The organism is Faecalibacillus faecis, from assembly GCF_003024675.1.
Lineage (GTDB): Bacteria > Bacillota_I > Bacilli_A > Erysipelotrichales > Coprobacillaceae > Faecalibacillus > Faecalibacillus faecis.
Map to the genome: position 1 here is coordinate 18,870 of NZ_PYLP01000001.1, position 21,842 is coordinate 40,711.

17 protein-coding genes and 1 CRISPR repeat array are annotated in these 21,842 nt (G+C 28.7%); all 17 genes read left to right on the plus strand.

Going from position 1 to position 21,842, the window contains the following annotated elements:
• The first annotated feature begins 70 nt into the window (after positions 1-70).
• The 17 genes from cas9 to C7U55_RS00235 all read left to right on the plus strand — a co-directional run bounded on the left by cas9 (position 71) and on the right by C7U55_RS00235 (position 21,831).
• On the plus strand, positions 71-4,078 hold the full coding sequence (gene cas9 / locus C7U55_RS00155; protein ID WP_162297376.1) for a type II CRISPR RNA-guided endonuclease Cas9: 4,008 nt from the start codon (positions 71-73) through the stop codon (positions 4,076-4,078).
• A complete protein-coding gene (gene cas1, locus C7U55_RS00160; protein ID WP_106986804.1) occupies positions 4,075-4,944 on the plus strand; it encodes a type II CRISPR-associated endonuclease Cas1 in 870 nt (289 codons plus the stop codon). The genes cas9 and cas1 overlap by 4 nt, the downstream gene beginning before the upstream one ends.
• Before the next feature lie 4 nt (positions 4,945-4,948).
• On the plus strand, positions 4,949-5,254 hold the full coding sequence (cas2, locus tag C7U55_RS00165; RefSeq protein ID WP_106986805.1) for a CRISPR-associated endonuclease Cas2: 306 nt from the start codon (positions 4,949-4,951) through the stop codon (positions 5,252-5,254).
• Entirely contained in the window at positions 5,251-5,928 is a 678-nt protein-coding gene (gene csn2 / locus C7U55_RS00170) for a type II-A CRISPR-associated protein Csn2 (protein WP_106986806.1), read from the plus strand. The genes cas2 and csn2 overlap by 4 nt, the downstream gene beginning before the upstream one ends.
• A gap of 34 nt (positions 5,929-5,962) precedes the next feature.
• Positions 5,963-6,790: direct repeats of the CRISPR family, unit length 36 nt; unit sequence GTTTTATAGTTGTGTTATTTTGAATGATTACAAAAC.
• Positions 6,791-7,077: 287 nt separating this feature from the next.
• On the plus strand, positions 7,078-8,679 hold the full coding sequence (locus C7U55_RS00175; protein WP_106986807.1) for an ABC-F family ATP-binding cassette domain-containing protein: 1,602 nt from the start codon (positions 7,078-7,080) through the stop codon (positions 8,677-8,679).
• A gap of 378 nt (positions 8,680-9,057) precedes the next feature.
• Positions 9,058-9,888, plus strand: a complete 831-nt coding sequence (gene dapF, locus C7U55_RS00180; protein ID WP_106986808.1) for a diaminopimelate epimerase — start codon at positions 9,058-9,060, stop codon at positions 9,886-9,888.
• 10 nt (positions 9,889-9,898) lie between these two features.
• Positions 9,899-10,603 carry a 2,3,4,5-tetrahydropyridine-2,6-dicarboxylate N-acetyltransferase gene (gene dapD / locus C7U55_RS00185; RefSeq protein WP_022002193.1) on the plus strand — a complete coding sequence of 235 codons (705 nt, stop codon included), beginning with the start codon at positions 9,899-9,901 and terminating at the stop codon, positions 10,601-10,603.
• Between the two features lie 9 nt (positions 10,604-10,612).
• Positions 10,613-11,743: a M20 metallopeptidase family protein gene (locus tag C7U55_RS00190; RefSeq protein ID WP_106986809.1), complete on the plus strand. Its 1,131-nt coding sequence runs from the start codon at positions 10,613-10,615 to the stop codon at positions 11,741-11,743.
• Positions 11,744-11,745: 2 nt separating this feature from the next.
• Positions 11,746-12,927: an aspartate aminotransferase family protein gene (locus C7U55_RS00195; protein WP_106986810.1), complete on the plus strand. Its 1,182-nt coding sequence runs from the start codon at positions 11,746-11,748 to the stop codon at positions 12,925-12,927.
• 63 nt (positions 12,928-12,990) lie between these two features.
• Positions 12,991-15,036, plus strand: a complete 2,046-nt coding sequence (locus C7U55_RS00200; RefSeq protein ID WP_106986811.1) for a cysteine peptidase family C39 domain-containing protein — start codon at positions 12,991-12,993, stop codon at positions 15,034-15,036.
• A complete protein-coding gene (gene ybeY / locus C7U55_RS00205; RefSeq protein WP_048923442.1) occupies positions 15,026-15,487 on the plus strand; it encodes an rRNA maturation RNase YbeY in 462 nt (153 codons plus the stop codon). The genes C7U55_RS00200 and ybeY overlap by 11 nt, the downstream gene beginning before the upstream one ends.
• A gap of 5 nt (positions 15,488-15,492) precedes the next feature.
• Positions 15,493-15,888, plus strand: coding sequence for a cytidine deaminase (gene cdd, locus C7U55_RS00210; RefSeq protein ID WP_106986812.1), 396 nt, complete (start codon positions 15,493-15,495; stop codon positions 15,886-15,888).
• Positions 15,888-16,781, plus strand: a complete 894-nt coding sequence (era, locus tag C7U55_RS00215; RefSeq protein WP_106986813.1) for a GTPase Era — start codon at positions 15,888-15,890, stop codon at positions 16,779-16,781. Before cdd ends, era begins: the two co-directional genes overlap by 1 nt.
• Positions 16,771-17,520 carry a DNA repair protein RecO gene (gene recO, locus C7U55_RS00220; protein WP_106986814.1) on the plus strand — a complete coding sequence of 250 codons (750 nt, stop codon included), beginning with the start codon at positions 16,771-16,773 and terminating at the stop codon, positions 17,518-17,520. Before era ends, recO begins: the two co-directional genes overlap by 11 nt.
• 77 nt (positions 17,521-17,597) lie before the next feature.
• Positions 17,598-19,430 (plus strand): YgiQ family radical SAM protein, encoded by a 1,833-nt coding sequence (locus C7U55_RS00225; protein ID WP_106986815.1) that lies wholly within the window; start codon positions 17,598-17,600, stop codon positions 19,428-19,430.
• Positions 19,427-20,338, plus strand: coding sequence for an alpha/beta fold hydrolase (locus C7U55_RS00230; RefSeq protein ID WP_106986816.1), 912 nt, complete (start codon positions 19,427-19,429; stop codon positions 20,336-20,338). Before C7U55_RS00225 ends, C7U55_RS00230 begins: the two co-directional genes overlap by 4 nt.
• A gap of 119 nt (positions 20,339-20,457) precedes the next feature.
• Positions 20,458-21,831, plus strand: coding sequence for a glycine--tRNA ligase (locus tag C7U55_RS00235; RefSeq protein ID WP_106986817.1), 1,374 nt, complete (start codon positions 20,458-20,460; stop codon positions 21,829-21,831).
• Positions 21,832-21,842 lie beyond the last annotated feature (11 nt).

Sequence of the window (21,842 nt, forward strand, 5' to 3'; positions counted from 1 at the left end):
TATTTTGAATAATCAAAACCTATTTGTTTTGACATGAATAGAATAACGCTAAAGAAAGGGGATGTCAATAGTGAAAAATAGAGAAAAGATAAAATATTATATAGGTGTAGATGTTGGTACGAATTCTGTAGGATGGGCAGTTATTGATGAAAATGGATACTTATTAAACAAAGGAAAACATCATTTATGGGGATCACGTTTATTTGATCAAGCACAAACTGCGCAAAATCGTAGAAATTATCGTTCGTCACGTAGAAGATATAATAAACGAAGAGAACGAATTAGATTATTACAAATGATTATGAGTGATATGGTATTAAAGGTTGATTCATCTTTTTTTATTCGCTTAGAAAAAACAACTTTTTTAGATAAAGAGGATAAAAAAGCTATATTAAAAGATAATTATAAAATGAATTATAATTTATTTTGTGATGAAGATTATAATGACAAAGACTATTTTAAAAATTATCCAACAATCTATCATTTAAGAAAGAAATTATGTGAAAGTGATGAAAAAGCAGAACCAAGATTAATTTATTTAGCTTTACACCATATTGTTAAATATCGCGGGAATTTTTTATATGAAGGACAAGAATTACATTTAGAGCCATCAAATAAAGAAGATGATTTAAAAATTCTTTTTGATGTTCTTGGTAAGAATAATGATACAATTTATAATATTAGCGATGAACAAATTCAATTTATATTAAAAACTGTTGTTGAAAATATTTCTAGAACAGCAAAAGTAAGTAAATGTATATCTCAATTAAAATTAAATAATGAAGATAAAAAAGTAGTTAAAGAATTTATTAATGGACTTGTTGGAAATAAGTTTAATGTAAGTAAATTATATATACGTGATGAGGATTTACAATTTGATAATGAAGATTTGAAAATGCAATTTTCAAATAAATCTTATGAAGAAAATATTACTGAATATGAAAATATATTAAAAGAAAAAATGGAATTTATAGATTTGATGCAACAATTTTATAGTTGGATTGAATTAAGCAAAATAGTTGGTTCCGATAGTCAACATGCTTCAATTTCAGATGCAATGGTTAATATTTATGAAAACCATGGAAAAGATTTAAGAACTTTAAAAGAAATGATGTTAAAAATTGGAAAAAAAGAATATGACGAAATGTTTAAACCAACTTCAAAGAATATTGTCAATTATTATAATTATATAAATCCTGTAGCGTGGTCAGGGGATAAAACGGATGGTTTCTATAAATATGTAAAGAAAGCAATTGAAAAATCAGATGATTCAAGAAAAGATGAAATTCTTGAAAAGATTGCTAATGAAACCTTTATGTTAAAACAAACTAGTAAAAATAATGCTTATATTCCTTATCAAATGCAAAAAGATGAACTTATAAAAATATTAGATCATCAAGAAAAATATTATCCTGTTTTAAAAGAAAATAGAGATAAAATTATTTCAATTCTAGAATTCAGAATTCCTTATTATTATGGACCTTTAAATGGTAACGAACAATTTGGCTGGCTAAAAAGAAAAAAAGGTAAAGAAAATGAAAGAATATTACCATGGAATCATCAAGAAATAGTTGATATACAAGAAACAGCAGCTCAATTTATTAATAGATTAACCAATTATTGTACGTATCTGCCAATGGAAAAAGTAATGCCTAAAAAATCATTAACATGTTCCATGTATGAAGTATTAGCGGAAGTTAATAAAATAAGAATTGATGGAAAATTGTTGCCTATAGATACAAAAAATAAAATGATAGAAGATTTATTTTATAAAAGTAAGAGAAAAACCGTTAAAGAAAAAGATCTAATTAATTGGTTAAAGCAAAATCAATTAAAAGTTGGTGAAATAACAGGCTATCAAAAAGAAAAAGCATTTTCATCTTCATTAGCACCATGGATTGATTTTAAAGAAATTTTTGGTGAAATAAATGATAGTAACTATAATTTAATTGAAAAAATTATAGAAGATATGACGATTTTTAATGAAGGAAGTATTTTAAAAGAAAGATTAAAAAATGTTCATAATTTAGATCAAAATAAAATCAAGAAAATTATGAAATTAAAATATTCTGGTTGGTCAAGATTGTCTAAAAAGCTTATAGATGGTATCAGAGCAGATAATAAATTTGGTTCAAGTGTTTCTGTATTAGATGTAATGAAGGAAAGCCATATGGTTTTAATGGAAATTATCAATGATAAAGAATTAGGTTTTAAACAAATCATTGAAAAAGAGAATTTTAAAGATGAAACAGGTTCTTTTACATATGAAGACATTGAAAACTTAGCAGGATCTCCAGCCCTTAAAAGAGGAATATGGCAAACGTTACAAGTTATTGAAGAAATTAAACATTACATGGGATATGAACCTAAAAATATTTATATAGAATTTGCTAGGGAAGATCAAGAAAAAGTTAGATCTACAACTAGAGTAAAAAAATTAAAATCAATATACAAAGATTTAAAGAATCAATTAGATAATCATGGAAATGAAGTATTTGCTAATTTAAATAAGCAAGACGAAAAAAACTCTATTGAAACAAGATTATATTTGTATTACACCCAACTAGGAAAATGCATGTACAGTAAAGAAGAATTGGATATAGATAAGTTATCAGATTATGAAATAGATCATATTTTTCCTAGAACACTTACAACGGATAATAGCTTGGATAACTTAGTGTTAGTTAAGAAAAAAGAAAACCAAAGAAAATTAGATGATTTAGTTTTACCTTTAGAAATAAGAAATAAAATGGAAGTTTTTTGGAAAAAACTATACGATAATGGATTAATAACACAAACAAAATATTATCGATTAATAAGAAATGAATTTAGACCGGATCAAATTGATAAATTTATTAGTAGGCAATTAGTAGAAACAAGACAGATCACAAAACATGTCGCTAATATTATTGAAAATCATTATAAAGAAACTAAAGTATTTACAGTAAGAGCAGATTTATCTCATGAATTTAGAGAAAAATATGGAATATATAAAAATAGAAATGTAAATGATTTTCATCATGCTCATGATGCTTATATTGCTTGTATTATTGGACGATACATCCAAGTAAGATTTCCGGAATTGGAAGCAAAATATATTTATGGTCAATATATGAGAAATTTAAAGAAGAAAAAGTATGATGTTGATAAAGAAAATCATGGATTTATCATAAATAGTATGAAGTATGAATGTATTGACGAAGATACAGGAGAAGTTATTTGGAATCCGGAACGAATTTTAGATTATATTAAGTGTTTTAATTATAGAGATGTACATATAACTAAAAAATTAGATACAAATAACGATAAATTATTCGATGTAAAGATTTTGAAAAATGATAAAAATAGCCTGAAAAGGGAAACGTTTGCTAAAATTCCAGTAAATAAATTACGTAAAGATATACACAAGTATGGCGGATTTAGTAGTTTAAAAAATGATATTGTAGCTGTTGAAGGAAAGAAGGGAAAGAAAATAGAGAGAAAAGTTGTAAATCTTCCTATTTTATTACGCAATGCCTCTATCGAAGAACAGCAAAATTATATCATAGAAAATAATGGATATAGTGACGTTAAAATAATTAAGAAGATAAAGAAAAATCAACTAATTGAAATAGATGGTATATGTTATTATTTAAAATCAGCTGATGAACTAGATACAGCTTATCAATTGATTCTATCAAGAGATGATAACGAGATGATATATCGTATTGATAGAGCTATTCAAAATAATGATTTTAGTTATTTTGATAACAAAAAAGAAAATATTGATGAATTATATAGATTGATTTGCCATAAAATGATAGAAAATTATCCAAAATATAAGAAAAAGGTATATGGATTTATTAAAGAAAGAGAAGAAAAATTTTTTGAATTAGATAATTCTCAAAAATGTATCGTTATTTTTGAAATGATTAGTATTATGAAAAGAGGAAAACAATATATTAACATACCATTTGAACCATATAATTTAAAAAATGAAAGAAAAGGGAGACTTAATGGGCAATCAATATTGCTAGATAATACTTACTTTTATGATGTTTCTATAACAGGTATCTATTCAAAAAAATATAAGTTATGACATGGAGAACTGTAGTTGTAACTAATAAAGCAAAATTATCTTATAAAAATGACTACTTGATTGTAAGAAATGATGAAGTAAAATTAATTCATTTATCAGAAATTAATACTCTTATCATAGATACAACAGCAGCAACCATGACTTCCTACTTAATATCTGAAATGTTAAGTAGGAAGATTAAGATAATTATTTGTGATAAAAAAAGAAATCCACAAGGAGAAATAGTACCTTATTATGGAAGTCATAATACAAGTGAACAAATTTTTAAACAAATTGAATGGGATGATTATTGTAAGACAATTTGGACAAGGATCATTGAAGAAAAGATTATTAATCAAGCGAACTATTTAAAAGAATTAGAAATTGATAGCTATAAGATGTTATATGATTATGTTGGTGACTTAGTTTTATTTGATGAAACAAATAGAGAAGGTCATGCAGCAAAAGTATATTTTAATTGTTTGTTTGGGAAAAGTTTTAGTAGAGAAAATCCAAATGATATTAATTATTCATTAAATTATGGATACACTATATTATTATCACAATTTAATAAAGAAATTGTTTCGCAAGGTTATTTAACACAAATAGGTATTAAACATCATAATGTTTATAATTGGTTTAATTTGTCTTCGGATTTGATGGAACCATTTAGACCATTGATAGATAAAATAGTGAAAGAAAATTTTAATGAAAGATTTGATGGTGGTATGAAAGTAAAATTAGCTGATGTATTAAATCATAAGGTTAGAATAAAGGGAAAAGATCAATATGTTTCTAATGCTATTAGCATATATGTTAAAAGTGTATTTAATGCTATAGAAAAGAAAGATGTTGACTTATTAACTTTTTTTGAATATGAGTTATAGGTATATGAGAATAATTTTATTTTTTGATTTACCGTCAGTTACATACAGCGACCAAAAAGAATACAGTAAGTTTCATAAATTTTTGATAAAAAATGGTTATATAATGATGCAAGAAAGTGTATATGCTAAATTGGCATTAAATAATTCTGTAGTATTAAGTGAAAAAGAAAAATTAAAGAAGAATAAACCAGCTAAAGGATTAGTGCAAATATTGGTAATAACTGAAAAACAATTTTCACGAATGGAATATATCATTGGTAATAAAAAAACAGATGTAGTAGATACTGAAAGTAGGTTGATTATACTATGATCATGAAAATATCAGGATTTGATATGGAAATAGATATTAATAATGAAAAAACGAATATATTATTAATTAGTGATAGTAAGCTTTTTGGTAGAATTTGTTTTGATCTTACTAGGAATAATGATGAAAATATTGTTTTCGTATTAGATAATAAAATAGTTAATACGAAAGATATTTTAATTATTAGTGACATTATGAATTTTGATATTAATAATAAAATGATTATTTCTAAATTATATAATCAAATGTCAAATGATCTGATTTCAGATAGTGATATTGAAAACGAAATTAAGAAGCATTATATAGAAATAGTGAAAAAAATATATGATGAAGTTGATAATTATAATGTTGATATAAATATAAATGAAGAATTAGATTTCATAAAGCTTTTTAAAATGATGGGTGTTGAAATACATAATAGTTATGATTGTCTAATAAATAAAATCATTGACTTATTAGAGATTTATTCTGAATTATGTAATCAAACAATTGTATTTATAAATATTTTAAATTATTTTTCAAATGAAGAAATCAACGAAATATTAAAATATATTGGTTATAAAAAAATAAGTGTTTTATTTTTAGAAAATAGTTATAATAAAGATGTGTATTTTGAAAATAAATATGTCATAGATGATGAATTCTATGATTATATCGTTCATAATAACAAAAAGTAGTGTTGGCTTTTAACGTTATAAAACCTAATTTGAGGTTTTATAGTTGTGTTATTTTGAATGATTACAAAACAAAATTCAATCAAAGCTTCTACTTTTCTAGGTTTTATAGTTGTGTTATTTTGAATGATTACAAAACATATTCAAGATAGTTCAACATCGATAGAGTGTTTTATAGTTGTGTTATTTTGAATGATTACAAAACTACTAATTATCGTTTAGTTGTTTATGATAGGTTTTATAGTTGTGTTATTTTGAATGATTACAAAACAAGACAATGCTTCGTCAACTGATTTCTAAAGTTTTATAGTTGTGTTATTTTGAATGATTACAAAACCTTTTCAAAGATTGTTGAATGACTACCACCGTTTTATAGTTGTGTTATTTTGAATGATTACAAAACTAGGAAAGGGTACAAATCTCTGGGCAGAAGGTTTTATAGTTGTGTTATTTTGAATGATTACAAAACGTCTTTATTTTTTGGATTATTTACAACAGTGTTTTATAGTTGTGTTATTTTGAATGATTACAAAACGTTATTTAGCTATATCTAAACTTCTAGAAGGTTTTATAGTTGTGTTATTTTGAATGATTACAAAACTAATAATCCTACTAAATATCAAGTTGTAGAGTTTTATAGTTGTGTTATTTTGAATGATTACAAAACTTCGCCAATATACAGAAATATCTTTGCGGAGTTTTATAGTTGTGTTATTTTGAATGATTACAAAACATATTCAAGATAGTTCAACATCGATAGAGTGTTTTATAGTTGTGTTATTTTGAATGATTACAAAACAAAAATCAAAACCAAAAGAGGATTAGTTAAGTTTTATAGTTGTGTTATTTTGAATGTTATGAGACGTGAAAAAATTATATTTATAATTGGATTAAGAAATAAATTTCCTTTCTAGCAAAAATCCATAGTTTTAAAGTTGTGTTGTTTTGTATCGGGTATCTGATAATAATTTGTTGTTGTCACTAAATACTAGTGGCAACTTTGTTAGATACAGATTTGCCTGTATAAAAAATCTTTGTTTTAAAATTGAATATACGAAATGTAGCGATAAACACTACATTTTTTTATTTCTAGACAAGAATATGAATTTATGTCATAATAGTCAAGCTATTACAAAAGAAAGGAATGACGTTATGATATCAACACAAAATGTATCTTTAAGATATGGAGATAGAGCTTTATTTGAAAATGTTTCTGTTAAATTTACTGAAGGAAACTGTTATGGAATTATTGGTGCTAATGGGGCTGGTAAATCTACATTTTTAAAAATCTTATCAGGAGAAATTGAACCTAATAAGGGAGAGGTTATTATTGAACCTCATAAAAGATTATCAGTATTAAAACAAGATCACTTTGCTTATGATGAAAATAAAGTTGTAGAAACAGTAATTATGGGTAATAAAAGACTTTATGAAATCATGCAAGAAAAAGAAAGATTATACGCAAAAGAAGATTTTAATGATGAAGATGGTATTTTACTTGGTGAATTAGAAGGTGAATTTGCGGATATGGATGGATGGAATGCAGAAGCTGATGCAGAAACAATGTTAAATGGTTTAGGAATTACTTCTGAATTTCATGATATGTATATGAAAGATCTTGATGGTAATCAAAAAGTAAAAGTTTTATTAGCGCAAGCTTTATTTGGTGATCCTGATATTTTATTATTAGACGAACCAACAAACCACTTAGATTTAAAAAGTATTAATTGGTTAGAAAACTTCTTATTAAATTTTAAAAATACTGTCATTGTTGTTTCTCATGACCGTCATTTTTTAAATAAAGTATGTACACATATTGCGGATATTGATTATAGCCGTATTCAATTATATGTAGGAAACTACGATTTCTGGTATGAATATAGCCAAATGCAAATCCAACAAGCAAAAGATCAAAATAAAAAAGCAGAAGCTAAGAAAAAAGAATTAGAAGAATTTATTGCACGATTCAGTGCCAATGCTTCTAAAGCAAAACAAGCTACATCAAGAAAAAAATTATTAGATAACTTAGAAATGGTAGATATTAAACCATCTCTTAGAAGATATCCTTTTATTGGTTTTAAACCAGGGAGAGAAGTTGGAAATATTGTTTTAAATGTTGAAGGTCTTACTAAAGTAGTTGATGGAGAAAAACTTATTAATAATGTTTCATTCTCTATTCAACCAAATGAAAAAGTCGCTTTTGTGGGAGATGATAAAGCAACTGAAGCTTTCTTTAAAATCATTATGGGTGAAGATGAAGATTATGAAGGAGAATTCAAATGGGGAATTACGACATCACAATCTTATTTTCCTAAAGATAATTCAAAATACTTCAATGATTGTGAATTAAGCCTAGTTGATTGGTTAAGACAATTTACTGATGGTAATGTTTATGAACAAGATTTAAGAGGATGGTTAGGACGTGTTCTTTTCTCTGGAGAAGAAGCGTTAAAGAAAGCCAATGTCTTATCTGGAGGAGAAAAGGTAAGATGTATGCTTGCTAAAATGATGATGGAAGATGCGAATGTTCTTGTTTTTGATGAACCAACAAACCATTTAGATCTTGAATCAATTCAAGCATTAAACCAAGGACTTATTCAGTTTAAAGAAAATATTCTCTTTACATGTCATGACCACCAATTTGTACAAACGATTGCAAATAGAATTATTGAATTTAATAAAGAGGGAATTATTGATCGTTTATCAACTTATGATGAATATTTAGAATATAAAGAAGACTTAGAAAACAAATAGAGGACTTCATTGAAGTCCTCTATCTTTTTAGTGTTTTTATAAGGGAAGGAAATTTGAAAAAAATTCTAAGAAAGATGTTTAAATATTATTTATCTTTCTTGACTATAATATAAACATTGATTGTGAACTGAATATTTCTTTTCAAAACAAAAAAGACTTTTTCAAGCCTTTTTGTTTAAATAATAATTTGGGAAGGGAATATGAATTTATTATTTAAGAAAGATGATTTATCTTTCATGACTACAATATAGTATAAAAATATACCAAGAAAATGGTCATATTATGTGTTTTTATGGGACGAGTAAAAATAAATGATAAAGAACATTGAAAAAAATTATCGATTTGGTAAAATTGTCTTAAATAATGTGAGGTGATAAAGTGGAATTACATTTTACAAAAATGGAAGGTATTGGCAATGATTACATTTATGTTGATGGAATCAACCAAGATGTCAATATGACACCAGAGTTTATTAGTCGTATTTCTGATCGTCATTTTGGTATCGGTGGAGATGGTATGATTGTTATTTTAAAATCAGATATTTATGATTTTAAAATGCGTATGTTTAATCTTGATGGAAGTGAAGGAATGATGTGTGGTAATGGAATTCGTTGTTTTGCAAAGTTCTGTTATGATCATCATTTAACGGATAAAAAAGTATTGAATATTGAAACAAAAGCAGGGTTACGTATCGTTGAACTTGTTTTTGAAGGTGATGAAGTCGTTGGCGCAAAAGTGGATATGCAAGAACCAATTTTAGACTGTAAAGAAATTCCGGTAATTTTTAATCAAGAAAAAATGATTAATGAAAAAGTAAAAGTAGGGGACAAGGAATATTCTTTAACAGCTGTTTCAATGGGAAATCCTCATGTTGTTACATATGTTGACTCATTGGATTTTGATATTGAAACAATTGGAAAACAATTTGAACATCATGAAATGTTTCCAAAATCTGTCAACACTGAATTTGTAGAAGTAATCAATGATCATTATTTAAAAATGCGTGTATGGGAAAGAGGCAGTGGTGAAACAATGGCTTGTGGAACTGGTGCGTGTGCCGTTATGTATGCAAGTTATATCAATGGTTATTGTAAAGAAAAAGCAACAGTTGAATTGCTTGGTGGTAAGTTAGAAATTGAACTAAAAGAAGGACATATTTTTATGACAGGACCAGCAACAACTGTCTTTGAAGGAAAAATAAAAGTATAAGGAGAGAAATATGTTACAAACTGCAGAAGAAATTATTAAATATATTGGTGATGCAAAGAAACAAACACCAATTAAAATGTATTTAAAAGGGGAAAATTTACCTGATACAGATGCATTCCATTTATTTGGAGACAGTCATTTTAAAATCGCTATTGGTGATTTAGATGCAATCAACGCTTATGTTGAAGAAAATAAAGATTTAATCAAAGATTCATTTATTGAACAAGATCGTCGTAATAGTGCAATTCCAATGCTAGATATGAGAAATATCAACGCACGTATTGAACCAGGATGCTTCATTCGTGAAAATGTTTCTATTGGAGATAATGCCGTTATCATGATGGGAGCTGTTATCAATATCGGTGCTAAAATTGGAGAAGGATCAATGATTGATATGGGTGCTGTTTTAGGAGGACGTGCTGAAGTAGGAAAACATTGTCACGTTGGTGCCGGAGCAGTGCTTGCAGGTGTCATTGAACCACCTAGTGCGTCACCTGTTATCCTAGAAGATGATGTTTTAATTGGTGCTAATGCTGTTGTCATCGAAGGTGTTCATATTGGTAAAGGTGCTGTTGTTGGTGCAGGAAGTATTGTTACTCAAGATGTACCTGCCGGAGCTGTTGTTGTAGGTAACCCAGCAAGAATCATCAAAGAACAAAAAGATGAAAAAACAGAAGGAAAAACACAATTAATGGATGATTTACGTAAAATCTAGGATAAACTTATGAAACAATTATTAGATCAAATCAAGGAATGGCGTCGTCATTTACACACCATTCCTGAAATTGGCTTTCAAGAATATAAGACATCAGCTTATCTTTATGAACAATTAGAAAAGATGGGTTATCAACCACAAAAAATAACAGAGACGGGAATCGCTGTTTATTTAGATTTTCATAAAGAAAAAACGATTGCTTTTCGTAGTGATATTGATGCTTTAGAAATTACTGAACAAACGGGTGCAGAGTTTAAAAGCACACATCAAGGAAAGATGCATGCGTGTGGTCATGATGGACATATGGCAGCTCTTTTAGGACTTGCTTATAAATTAAAAGATGTCAAAGACTTACCAAATAATGTTTTACTTATTTTTCAACCTGGTGAAGAAGTCGTTGATGGAGCACCATCAATTATTCGTACCGGTATTTTTGAAAAATACAATGTTAAAGGAATTTATGGACTTCATATGTTTCCTGATGTTGATGCTGGGAAAATTGCTTGTCGTAAAGGACCATTGATGGCTGAAAGTGGTGAACTTGATGTGACGATTCATGGTAAAAGTGCCCATGCGGGTAAATATCATGAAGGTATTGATTCGATTGTGATTGCTAGTTTTCTTATTAGTAATTATCAAAGTATCATTTCGCGTATGATTTCACCTATGCAACCTTGTGTTTTAAATATTGGTGAAATTCATGGTGGAACAGTAAGAAATATTGTTGCAAGTCAAACAGAATTTCATGGCACATTAAGAACTTATAGTGAAGAAGTCTTTTCACGTATTGTAGAGGCAATGAAAGGCTTTAATCAAGGAATGGAACAAGCTTATGGTTGTACCATTGATTTTGCTTGTCAACCATTTAATCCACCGGTTTTAAATGATGCTCATTTATATGAACAATTAAAGAAAAATGCAGGTGAAAACTACGAAGAACTTGAAGAACCTGTCATGTTGGCTGAGGACTTTGCGCATTATCAAAAAGTAATACCAGGTGTTTTCTTCTATGTGGGAACAAGATGCAAAGAATATACATCTGGCTTACATACACCAACTTTTAATTTCCACGAAGAAGTCTTAGTACAAGCTGTTGAACTTTATGAAAGACTTGCAAAAAATGTACAATTGGGGGACTAGATATGAATTATTATGATAGATCATTAGATGCATTAATGCATGCTTATGGAAGATATGATATCACATTTGATCATGGTGATGGCATTCATTTATATGATGTAAACCAAAAAGAATATATTGATTTCTTTTCAGGAATTGGGGTTAATTCTTTTGGCTATAATTATCCAGCTTATGTTGAAGCAATGGAAAAACAACTTCATCGTTTAATGCATATTTCAAATTATTTCAATACTGTAGAAACAATTGAAGCAGCTGAATGTGTTAAAAAAGCAACTAAATTAGATAAAGTATTCTTTACAAATTCAGGAGCTGAATCAACAGAAGGTGCTTTAAAATTAGCGCGTAAATATTATTATCAAAAACATGGAAAAGCGGACAGTGAAATTATTTCATTAAATCATTCTTTCCATGGTAGAACAACAGGATCTGTTAAACTTACTGGAAATGCTCATTATCAAGAAGCTTTTGGACCATTAATTGAAGGGGTCAAATATGCTGAGATTAACGATTTAGATAGTGTTAAAGCATTACTGAATGAAAAAACAGCAGCTATTATTGTTGAACCAGTTCAAGGTGAAGGTGGTGTCTATGTTTGTTCAAAAGAATTCTTAACAGGTTTAAGAAAACTTTGTGATGAAAGAGATATTGCTTTGATTTTAGATGAAGTACAATGTGGAATGGGGCGTACAGGAACAATCATGACTTATTTCCAATACGATATCTTACCTGATATTTTATGTCTAGCAAAAGGAATCGGGGCAGGTTTTCCAATGGGAGCTTTTGTTGCTAATAAAAAATTTGCGGCAGCTATGGAACCAGGAGATCATGGTTCGACTTATGGCGGAAATCCAATGGCTGGGCAAGCATGCCGTACCGTTTTTAAAATCTTAGAAGATACTAAAATGATTGATCATGTTCAAGATATTAGTGAATATTTAATTGAAAAATTAGATGATTTACAAGAAGAATTTCCATGTATTAAAGAAAGACGTGGTTTAGGTTTAATGATTGGTCTTGAATTTGATAAACCAGTTAAAGATATTGTAAAAACATGTTTAGATTTAGGTTTAATTGTCGTTACGGCTGGACCTCATGTTGTAAGAATGCTTCCACCGTTTATTACAACTGAAAAAGATGTGGATCAAGCAATTGCAATTTTAAAAGAAGCAATTGAAAAAAATTAAAAAATTTAAAAAATAAAAAGAAAAAATGGATATTTTGGCGTATATAAGGATGAGGTGATCAATATGTCAAAGTATCCAATTTTTTTACAAGACAATGAAAATAGCTGTGGTGCTTATTGTCTTAAAATGCTTTTAAATTATTATAAAAGAGATGACGAAATAAAAAACATCAAAAAAAGATGTCGCCTTTGTAAAGAAGGTATCAGTGTTTATGGCTTAATCCAAGTCTTAAAACAATATCATATTGAAGCAAAAGCTTATCAATGTGATTTTAAACATCTTGAAGAAATTCAAACTCCTGCCATTGTTCATTTAAAACAGGGAGAACTCTATCATTACGTCGTACTTTATAAAATAAAGGAGACTTATTTTGTAGTCGGTGATCCTGCTAAAGGTCTTATAAAAATGAGTTATGAAGTGATGTCAAAAGAATTTACAGGAATTCTTATTACAATTCATCATGTAGGACGTCCTATTGAAGAAAGAGAGTCATATACATTAAAAAACTTTATAACGTATCATTTAAAACAACATTATCAAGCAATCTTATCAATTCTTTTAAAAACAATTATTATTTCTTTACTAACAATGATTTTTTCTTATTACTATCAAATCATGATTGATTCTTTTTCAAATTACCCTTATTTAAAAATTCTTCTTATTTCTGGTGGTTTTTGTTTACTTTATGTTTTTAAACTTTTATTAGATTATTATCGACAACATCATATTTTAGAACTCAGTCGTACATTAAATGATGAATATGTTTCTAAGACTATGCAAAATATGATTTATCAAGATTTTCAATATTTTCAACAACTTGAAAAAGGAGCTCTTCTTTCAAGGGCACAAAATCTATTTGAACTTAGTCAGTATTTTATTGAATTTTATCATGTAGTTTTTATTGATTGCGTGATGCTCCTTTTTATTTGTGGTGTGTTACTTTTTATAAATGTGTTTTTATTTGTTGTGATATTTATTATGATGGGAATAATTTTTATTGCTTTTTATTTTTATAATAGAAAACTTCATATTGAAAATAAAAAGATTATGGAACAAAAAGAAAGACTTAATGATGGTATTTTAGAATATCAAGAGAATTTTTTTCAAACAATCCAGTTTAAAATAAGAAAAATGATGAAAAATAAATTAGCTTTTCATTATGATGAATATTTTAAAAATATATATAATCATGATGAAATAACACTTGCGCATCAAATTAAACTTGAATCTTTAATTCAACTAATGATTATGTTTTCTTTATTAATAGCCTTGTTTCTTTATAAAAAAGAAATAATGACTTTAGGAAATGTCATGTTTGTATACTTATTGCTTTCTTATATGATTGATCCTTTAATGAAGTTTTCTTTATTTATTGCGATGCATGATGAATTAAAGATCATTTTTGAAAGATATAAAGAAATGATTCCAGAAAAGAAGGAAAGAAAAAGAAGAATTAAAAAAATTAAGAATATTGAATTAAGACATGTAAGTTTTAGTTATGGTTATACTCGTCCTTTTTTCGAACATCTTCAATTAAAAATAGATCATTCTTTATGGATAAAAGGAAAAACTGGAAGTGGAAAATCAACGTTATTAAAGATAATTATGGGACAATATGAACCAAGCAAGGGAGATATTTATATTAATAACTATCGTTTACAAGATATTGATTTCAATAGTTATTATCAACATATTAAATATTTAGATAAAACACCTGTCTTTTATAAAGAAACTTTACGTACGAATTTGATTTTTGATCGTCAAGAACTAGAAGAAGAAATGAAAGAATTGCTTTATTATTTTAAAATGGAAACATTCATTTCAGCCCTAGATCTTTATCTAGATGAAGCAGGAGGTTTCCTTTCATCAGGACAAGCACAATTAATGATGATTATTCGTGCGTTGTTATTTAAACCAGATGTTTTGATTTTAGATGAAGCTTTTAGTAATATTGACCAAGAAAGACTTGAACTTTTAATGGATTATTTAAAGAAACAAGAGATGATTATTCTTGTTGTTAGCCATCAAATAAATATGATGAACTGTTTTCCAGACTATGTTATAATTGACTCAGGAAAAATAGTGGGTGAGGAAGATTATGGAAATTGATTTAGCGCTTATTAATGAATTAGAAGATTTTAATGAAGATTATGAAGAAGTTTATTTAAAGATTATTAGAGAAGCATGTAAAGAGCTTGATATTCAAGATGATCTAGAGTTATCGGTCATTTTTGTAGATGATAAACGTATTCATGAAATCAATCGTGAATATCGTCAAATTGACCGTAGTACAGATGTTATTAGTTTTGCCTTAGAAGATAGCGAACAATATTATATTGAAGGAATGCCAAGAGAAATTGGAGATATCTTTATCTCAATTGATCATGCGAAAATGCAAGCAGAAGAATATGGACATTCTTTCTATCGAGAAATGTGTTTTTTATTTACACATGGTTTATTACATCTTCTTGGTTTTGATCATATGAATGAAGAAGATGAAAAAGTTATGTTTGGTAGACAAAAAACAATTTTAGATGCTTTAAATATTACAAGGGAGTAATTAAAATGGATCAAGAAAAATTGATAGAACTTGCATGGTTGGCAAGAGAAAATGCGTATACACCTTATAGTCATTTTAAAGTAGGGGCTTGTGTTGCTTTAAAAGATGGAAATTATGTACAAGGCTGTAATATTGAAAATGCAGCTTATGGTTCAACGATGTGTGCTGAACGTAATGCTGTCTTTGGAACTTATTGCAAAGGCTATCGAAAAGAAGATATCGTCGCTCTTGCTATTGTGGCAGATTGCACACCGATTGCATCCCCATGCGGAGCTTGTCGACAAGTTTTGTCAGAACTTGTGGCTTTAGATATGCCCATCTTTCTAGCAAATAAAGAAAAAGTAGAAAAACATACAATTGGTGAATTATTACCGATGGTATTTATAGGAGAAAGTTTATAATGTTTAAATCAGGATTTGTCAGTATCGTGGGACGTCCTAATGTAGGAAAGTCTACACTTTTAAATCAAATTTTAAAAACAAAATTAGCAATCATGTCTGATGTTGCACAAACAACACGTAATACGATTCAAGGTATTTATACAGATGATGAGGCACAAATTATTTTTATGGATACACCTGGTATTCATAAACCTCAAGATGGTTTAGGAAACTTTATGAATACAACAGCTTTAAATAGTATTTATGGAGTAGATATGGTGTTATTTATTGCACCAGCCAACGAAACTATTGGACGAGGGGATCGATTTATTATTGAAAGATTAAAAGAAGCTGATGGTCCGGTTTTCCTTTTACTTAATAAATGTGATCTTGTTTCTAAAGAAGAAGTCGTTAAGAAACTTACAGAATGGAAAGAACTTTTTGATTTTAAAGAAATTATTCCAATTTCTGCTTTAGAAGATCAAAATGTCGATACACTTATTTCTACTATTAAAAAATATTTAAATGAAGGAATGATGTATTATCCTAAAGATCAAATGACAGATCATCCTGAAAGATTTGTCATGGCTGAATTTATTCGAGAAAAAATACTTTATTTTACTAGAGAAGAAGTTCCTCATAGTGTAGCTATTGTTGTTGAACGTATGTCAGAACAAGAAGATGGCAGTGTTGAAGTCATTGCGACCATTGTCGTTGATCGTAAATCACAAAAAGGAATTCTTATTGGAAAACAAGGATCAATGATTAAAAAGATTCGTCAAAATGCTCAAAGAGAAATGAAACGTTTCTTACAAACACCTGTTCATCTTGAATTATTTGTAAAAGTTGAAAATAATTGGCGTAATAAACAAAAATATTTAAAAGAATTTGGTTATAACGAAGATGACTATTAAAAAAGAAGAAGTTGTTTGTCTAGGAATTGTCTTAAAGACACAATCTTATAAAGAAAGTGATGCTTTAGTTACTGTTTATTTTAAAGATTATGGAAAGATGACATTAATTGCACGTGGTGTAAAGAAATTAAAAAGTAAAAATGCTGCAGCTTGTCAAAGTTTGACATTGTCTGAATTTACTTTTATCCCACGTAATGGACTTTCAACTCTTATTAAAGCAAGTTCGGTTGATTTCTATCGCTATCTTAAAGAAGATATCGAATTAGAAGCTTACGCGAGTTATTTTATGGAATTTGTTTTAAGAAACGAAGAAGAAAATCAGCCTGATTTAGATGTATTCAATCATTTAAAAGAAGCACTTGATGCTCTAAATCATGGTTACCCACCTCAACTTGTTTATTTACTTTACAATGCGTATATCTTAAAAAGATGTGGAGTTGCTTTGCAAGTAGATGGTTGTGTTCGTTGTTTAAGACAAAATCGAATTGCTGGGTTAAGTTTGGAAGACGGGGGCTTTGTTTGTTTAGATTGTTTATCACTTCGTGACAAACAACTAGATAAAGAAACTTTAAAAGCTTTTCGCTACATTAATAAAATTTGCTTTAAACAAATCGATCAATTAAAGATTTCTCAAGAATCAATCGATCAATTGATTGAAATTATGGACTATTATGTAGATGAAATGACTGGAATTTTATTTAAGACCAAGAAAATGATAAAAAGTCTTGAAAAATTATGACAAAAGTCGACACTTTTGTCTTTTTTTATATACATTTTTTGACTATAATAAAAATAAATTCAAAGGGGGAGATACATATGGGGCAGTTTTTACCGATAAATAGAAAAGAAATGGACGAAAGAGGATGGCAAGAGGTTGATTTTGTCTATGTTTGTGGAGATGCCTATGTGGATCACCCGTCATTTGGTGCGGCGATTATCTGTCGTACATTAGAAGCCAATGGGTTTAAGGTGGCTTTTTTATCACAACCAGATTGGCATAACGTGGAAGAATTCAGACAATTTGGTAAACCTAAATTAGGTTTCTTGATTTCTTCGGGAAATATTGATTCAATGGTCAATCATTATACAGTTTCTAAAAAAAGAAGACATAAAGATTCCTATACACCAGGAGGTAAAGGTTTTAAAAGACCAGATCGTGCCGTTATTGTTTATAGTCAAATGGCAAGACAGGCTTATCCGGATACAAACATTATTCTTGGTGGTATTGAAGCTTCTTTACGACGTTTAGCACATTATGATTATTGGAGTGACAAAGTTAGAAAATCAATTATTATTGATGCCAATGCCGATTTATTAATGTTTGGTATGGGAGAAAATAGTATTATTGAAGTGGCAGAAGCTTTAGAAAGTGGTTTGGAAATTAAATATTTAACCTATTTAGATGGAACTGTTTATAAAACAAAGAATATAGATGATCTTTCAGATTATATTATGCTTCCTAGCTATGAAGAAATTACTTCTTCTAAAAGAAAATATGCTGAATCTTTCCAAATACAATATCTTAATACCGATCATTACAACGCTAAAATATTAGTGGAGCCTTATCAAGGGTGGTATGTGGTTCAAAATAGACCAAATAGACCGCTTACTCAAAGAGAATTTGACCGTGCTTATGGTTATGATTACAGCCGTACATATCATCCAAATTATGAACATGTTCCTGCAATTGATGAAGTGAAATTCTCCCTTATTTCTAACCGTGGGTGCTTTGGTTCGTGTAACTTTTGTGCTTTAGCTTTTCATCAAGGACGTATTATTCAAGCAAGAAGTCATGAATCGATTTTAGCTGAAGCAAATAAAATGGTATGGGATCCTGATTTTAAAGGATATATTCATGATGTTGGAGGACCAACAGCAAACTTTAGAGATACAGCATGTGAAAAACAAAAGACGAAAGGAGCATGTCCAACAAAACAATGTTTATGGCCTCAACCATGTAAAAACTTAAAGGTAGATCATGAAGACTATCTTTCATTACTTACAAAATTAAGACAGCTTCCTAATGTTAAAAAAGTCTTTGTTCGTTCAGGAATCCGCTATGATTATTTAATGTATGATAAAAACGATCATTTCTTTGAAGAACTTGTCCAACATCATATTTCTGGACAATTAAAAGTGGCTCCTGAACATATTAGTAATCATGCTTTAGATAAAATGGGAAAACCAAGACGTGGACTTTATGAAAAGTTTGTAGATAAATATTATCGTTTAAATGAAAAATACGATAAGAAACAATTCCTTGTTCCCTATTTAATGTCATCTCATCCAGGATGTCGTTTAGAAGATGCCATTGAATTAGCAGAATATTTAAGAGATATTCATCATCAACCAGAACAAGTCCAAGATTTCTATCCAACACCAGGAACTCTTTCAACAACAATGTATTATACAGGATTGGATCCTCGTGATATGACAGAAGTCTATGTTCCAAAAGATCCAAAGGAAAAAGCAATGCAAAGAGCGTTGATTCAATATAAAAACCCTAAAAACTATGATCTCGTCTATGAGGCTTTAATCAAGGCAAATCGAAAAGATCTTATTGGTTTTGGTAAAAACTGTTTGATTAGACCACGTACGAAAAGATCAAACTATAACCGTCCTTATCAAAAAGGAGGCGCTAGACGATGAGATTTACAGAAACCTATACGTCGGGAACACATACCTCTATTAAATTTGATATCTATCAGCCCAATGTAATCTTAAGATATAAGGGCATTATTCAAATACATCATGGTTTATGTGAATATTCTGAACGTTATAAAAAGTTTGCGGAATATTTAAGTCATGAAGGCTTTATTGTGGTAGTATCTGATTTTCCAGGACATGGAACTTCTCTTTATAAATTTGAACAAGGTTATTTTGGAAAAGGAAATGCACTTGATACATTAGTTGAAGATATTCAACGTTTACGTCATATTATTACTAAACGTTATGAAGATCTACCTTACTTTATGCTAGGTGTTGATTTAGGCTCGCTTGTTTTATTAAAATATGCTGGTGTGTATGGAGACTATATTAATGGCATGATTCTATTAGGTACATGTATGAAAAATAGTTTTTATTATCGGATGAAGATGATTGTTGATTTCAATATTTTATTACATGGACAAATGAATCACTCAAGAGTCATCAAAAAAGCAATTGATTTATTTCTACAAAGAAATTTAAATGGAAACTATAAAATGACTAATACAAAAGAAGTGAACCTTTACATGGAAGATCCACTTACGGACTTTGTTTACACAAATCAAGCTTATCGAGATATTTTAGATTATATAAAATATACGAGTGATGAAGAACATTTAAAACAAATTCCCCAATATTTACCTGTATACTTGTTATCGGGTGGATTTGATAATTTGACACGCAATGGAAAAGACACGATAAAACTTTATAAAATATTAAAGGAAAATGGATTAAAAGATTTAAGCTATAAGATTTTTGATAATCGTCGACAAGATATTTTACATGAAAATAATTATCGCGAAGTTTATCATAATATTATGAATTGGCTTGATGAAAGAACTTATATGTAGCACCCTTATAGTTGGTTGACAAATATCCACTATAAGGGTATTTTATTGATACGCGAAAAGGGTATAAAAGACTTGGAATGCCAAGTCTTTATTCATTTTTACACAAAAAGGAGAAAAATATGGCAACTAAAGATATGGACAAATTAGTAAATCATGCAAAATCAACAGGTTTTGTATATCAAGGTTCTGAAATCTATGATGGACTTGCAAACACATGGGATTTTGGACCATTAGGGGTTGAAATGAAAAACAATATTAAACGTTTATGGTGGAAAAGATTCATTCAAGAATCTCCTTATAACGTTGGTTTAGATTCAGCTATTTTTATGAATCCAAAGGTATGGGAAGCTTCTGGACATGTTGGTGGATTCTCTGACCCATTAATTGACTGTAAAGAATGTAAAACAAGACATCGTGCAGATAAATTAATTGAAGCATACGATCCTTCTGTACATAGTGAAGGTTGGAGCAATGAACAAACAATGTCTTATATTAAAGAACATAACATTGTTTGCCCTAACTGTGGAAAAAGCAACTTCACAGATGTTAGACAATTTAAATTAATGTTTGAAACACATATGGGTGTTGTTGAAGACGATAAATCTGTGGTTTATTTACGTCCTGAAACAGCACAAGGTATTTTTGTAAACTTTAAAAATATTCAAAGAACATCTCGTAAAAAAGTACCATTTGGTATTGGTCAAATCGGTAAATCATTCAGAAATGAAATTACACCAGGTAACTTTATTTTCAGAACAAGAGAATTTGAACAAATGGAATTAGAATTCTTCTGTAAACCAGATACAGATTTAGAATGGTTCGATTATTGGAAATCTTATTGTAAAAAATTCTTATTAGATTTAGGTTTAAAAGAAGAAAACTTAAAATTTAGAGATCATGAAAAAGAAGAACTTTCTTTCTATTCAAAAGCAACTTGCGATGTTGAATACAAATTCCCATTTGGATGGGGAGAATTATGGGGAATTGCAGATCGTACAGATTACGATTTATCTCGTCATATGGAACATTCTAAAAAATCATTAGAATATTTAGATCCTCAAACAAACGAAAAATATATTCCTTATGTTATTGAACCATCTGTAGGTGCAGATCGTTTATTCTTATCTGTTTTATGTGACAGTTATCAAGAAGAAACTTTAGAAAATGGAGATACAAGAACAGTGATGAAATTACATCCTGCTATTGCTCCATATAAAGTAGCAATCTTACCATTAACTAAAAAACAAAGCGAAAAAGCAGAAGAAGTTTATGCAACTCTTGCTAAACATTTCTCTGTTGAATATGATGTTGCCGGACAAATCGGAAAAAGATATCGTCGACAAGATGCTATCGGTACACCATATTGTGTTACTGTTGACTTTGATACAATGGAAGACAATGCTGTTACTGTTCGTAATCGTGATACAATGGAACAAGTTCGTTTACCAATTGATGAATTAGTTGCATATATTCAAGATAAAATCGCATTCTAATAAAGGAGGAA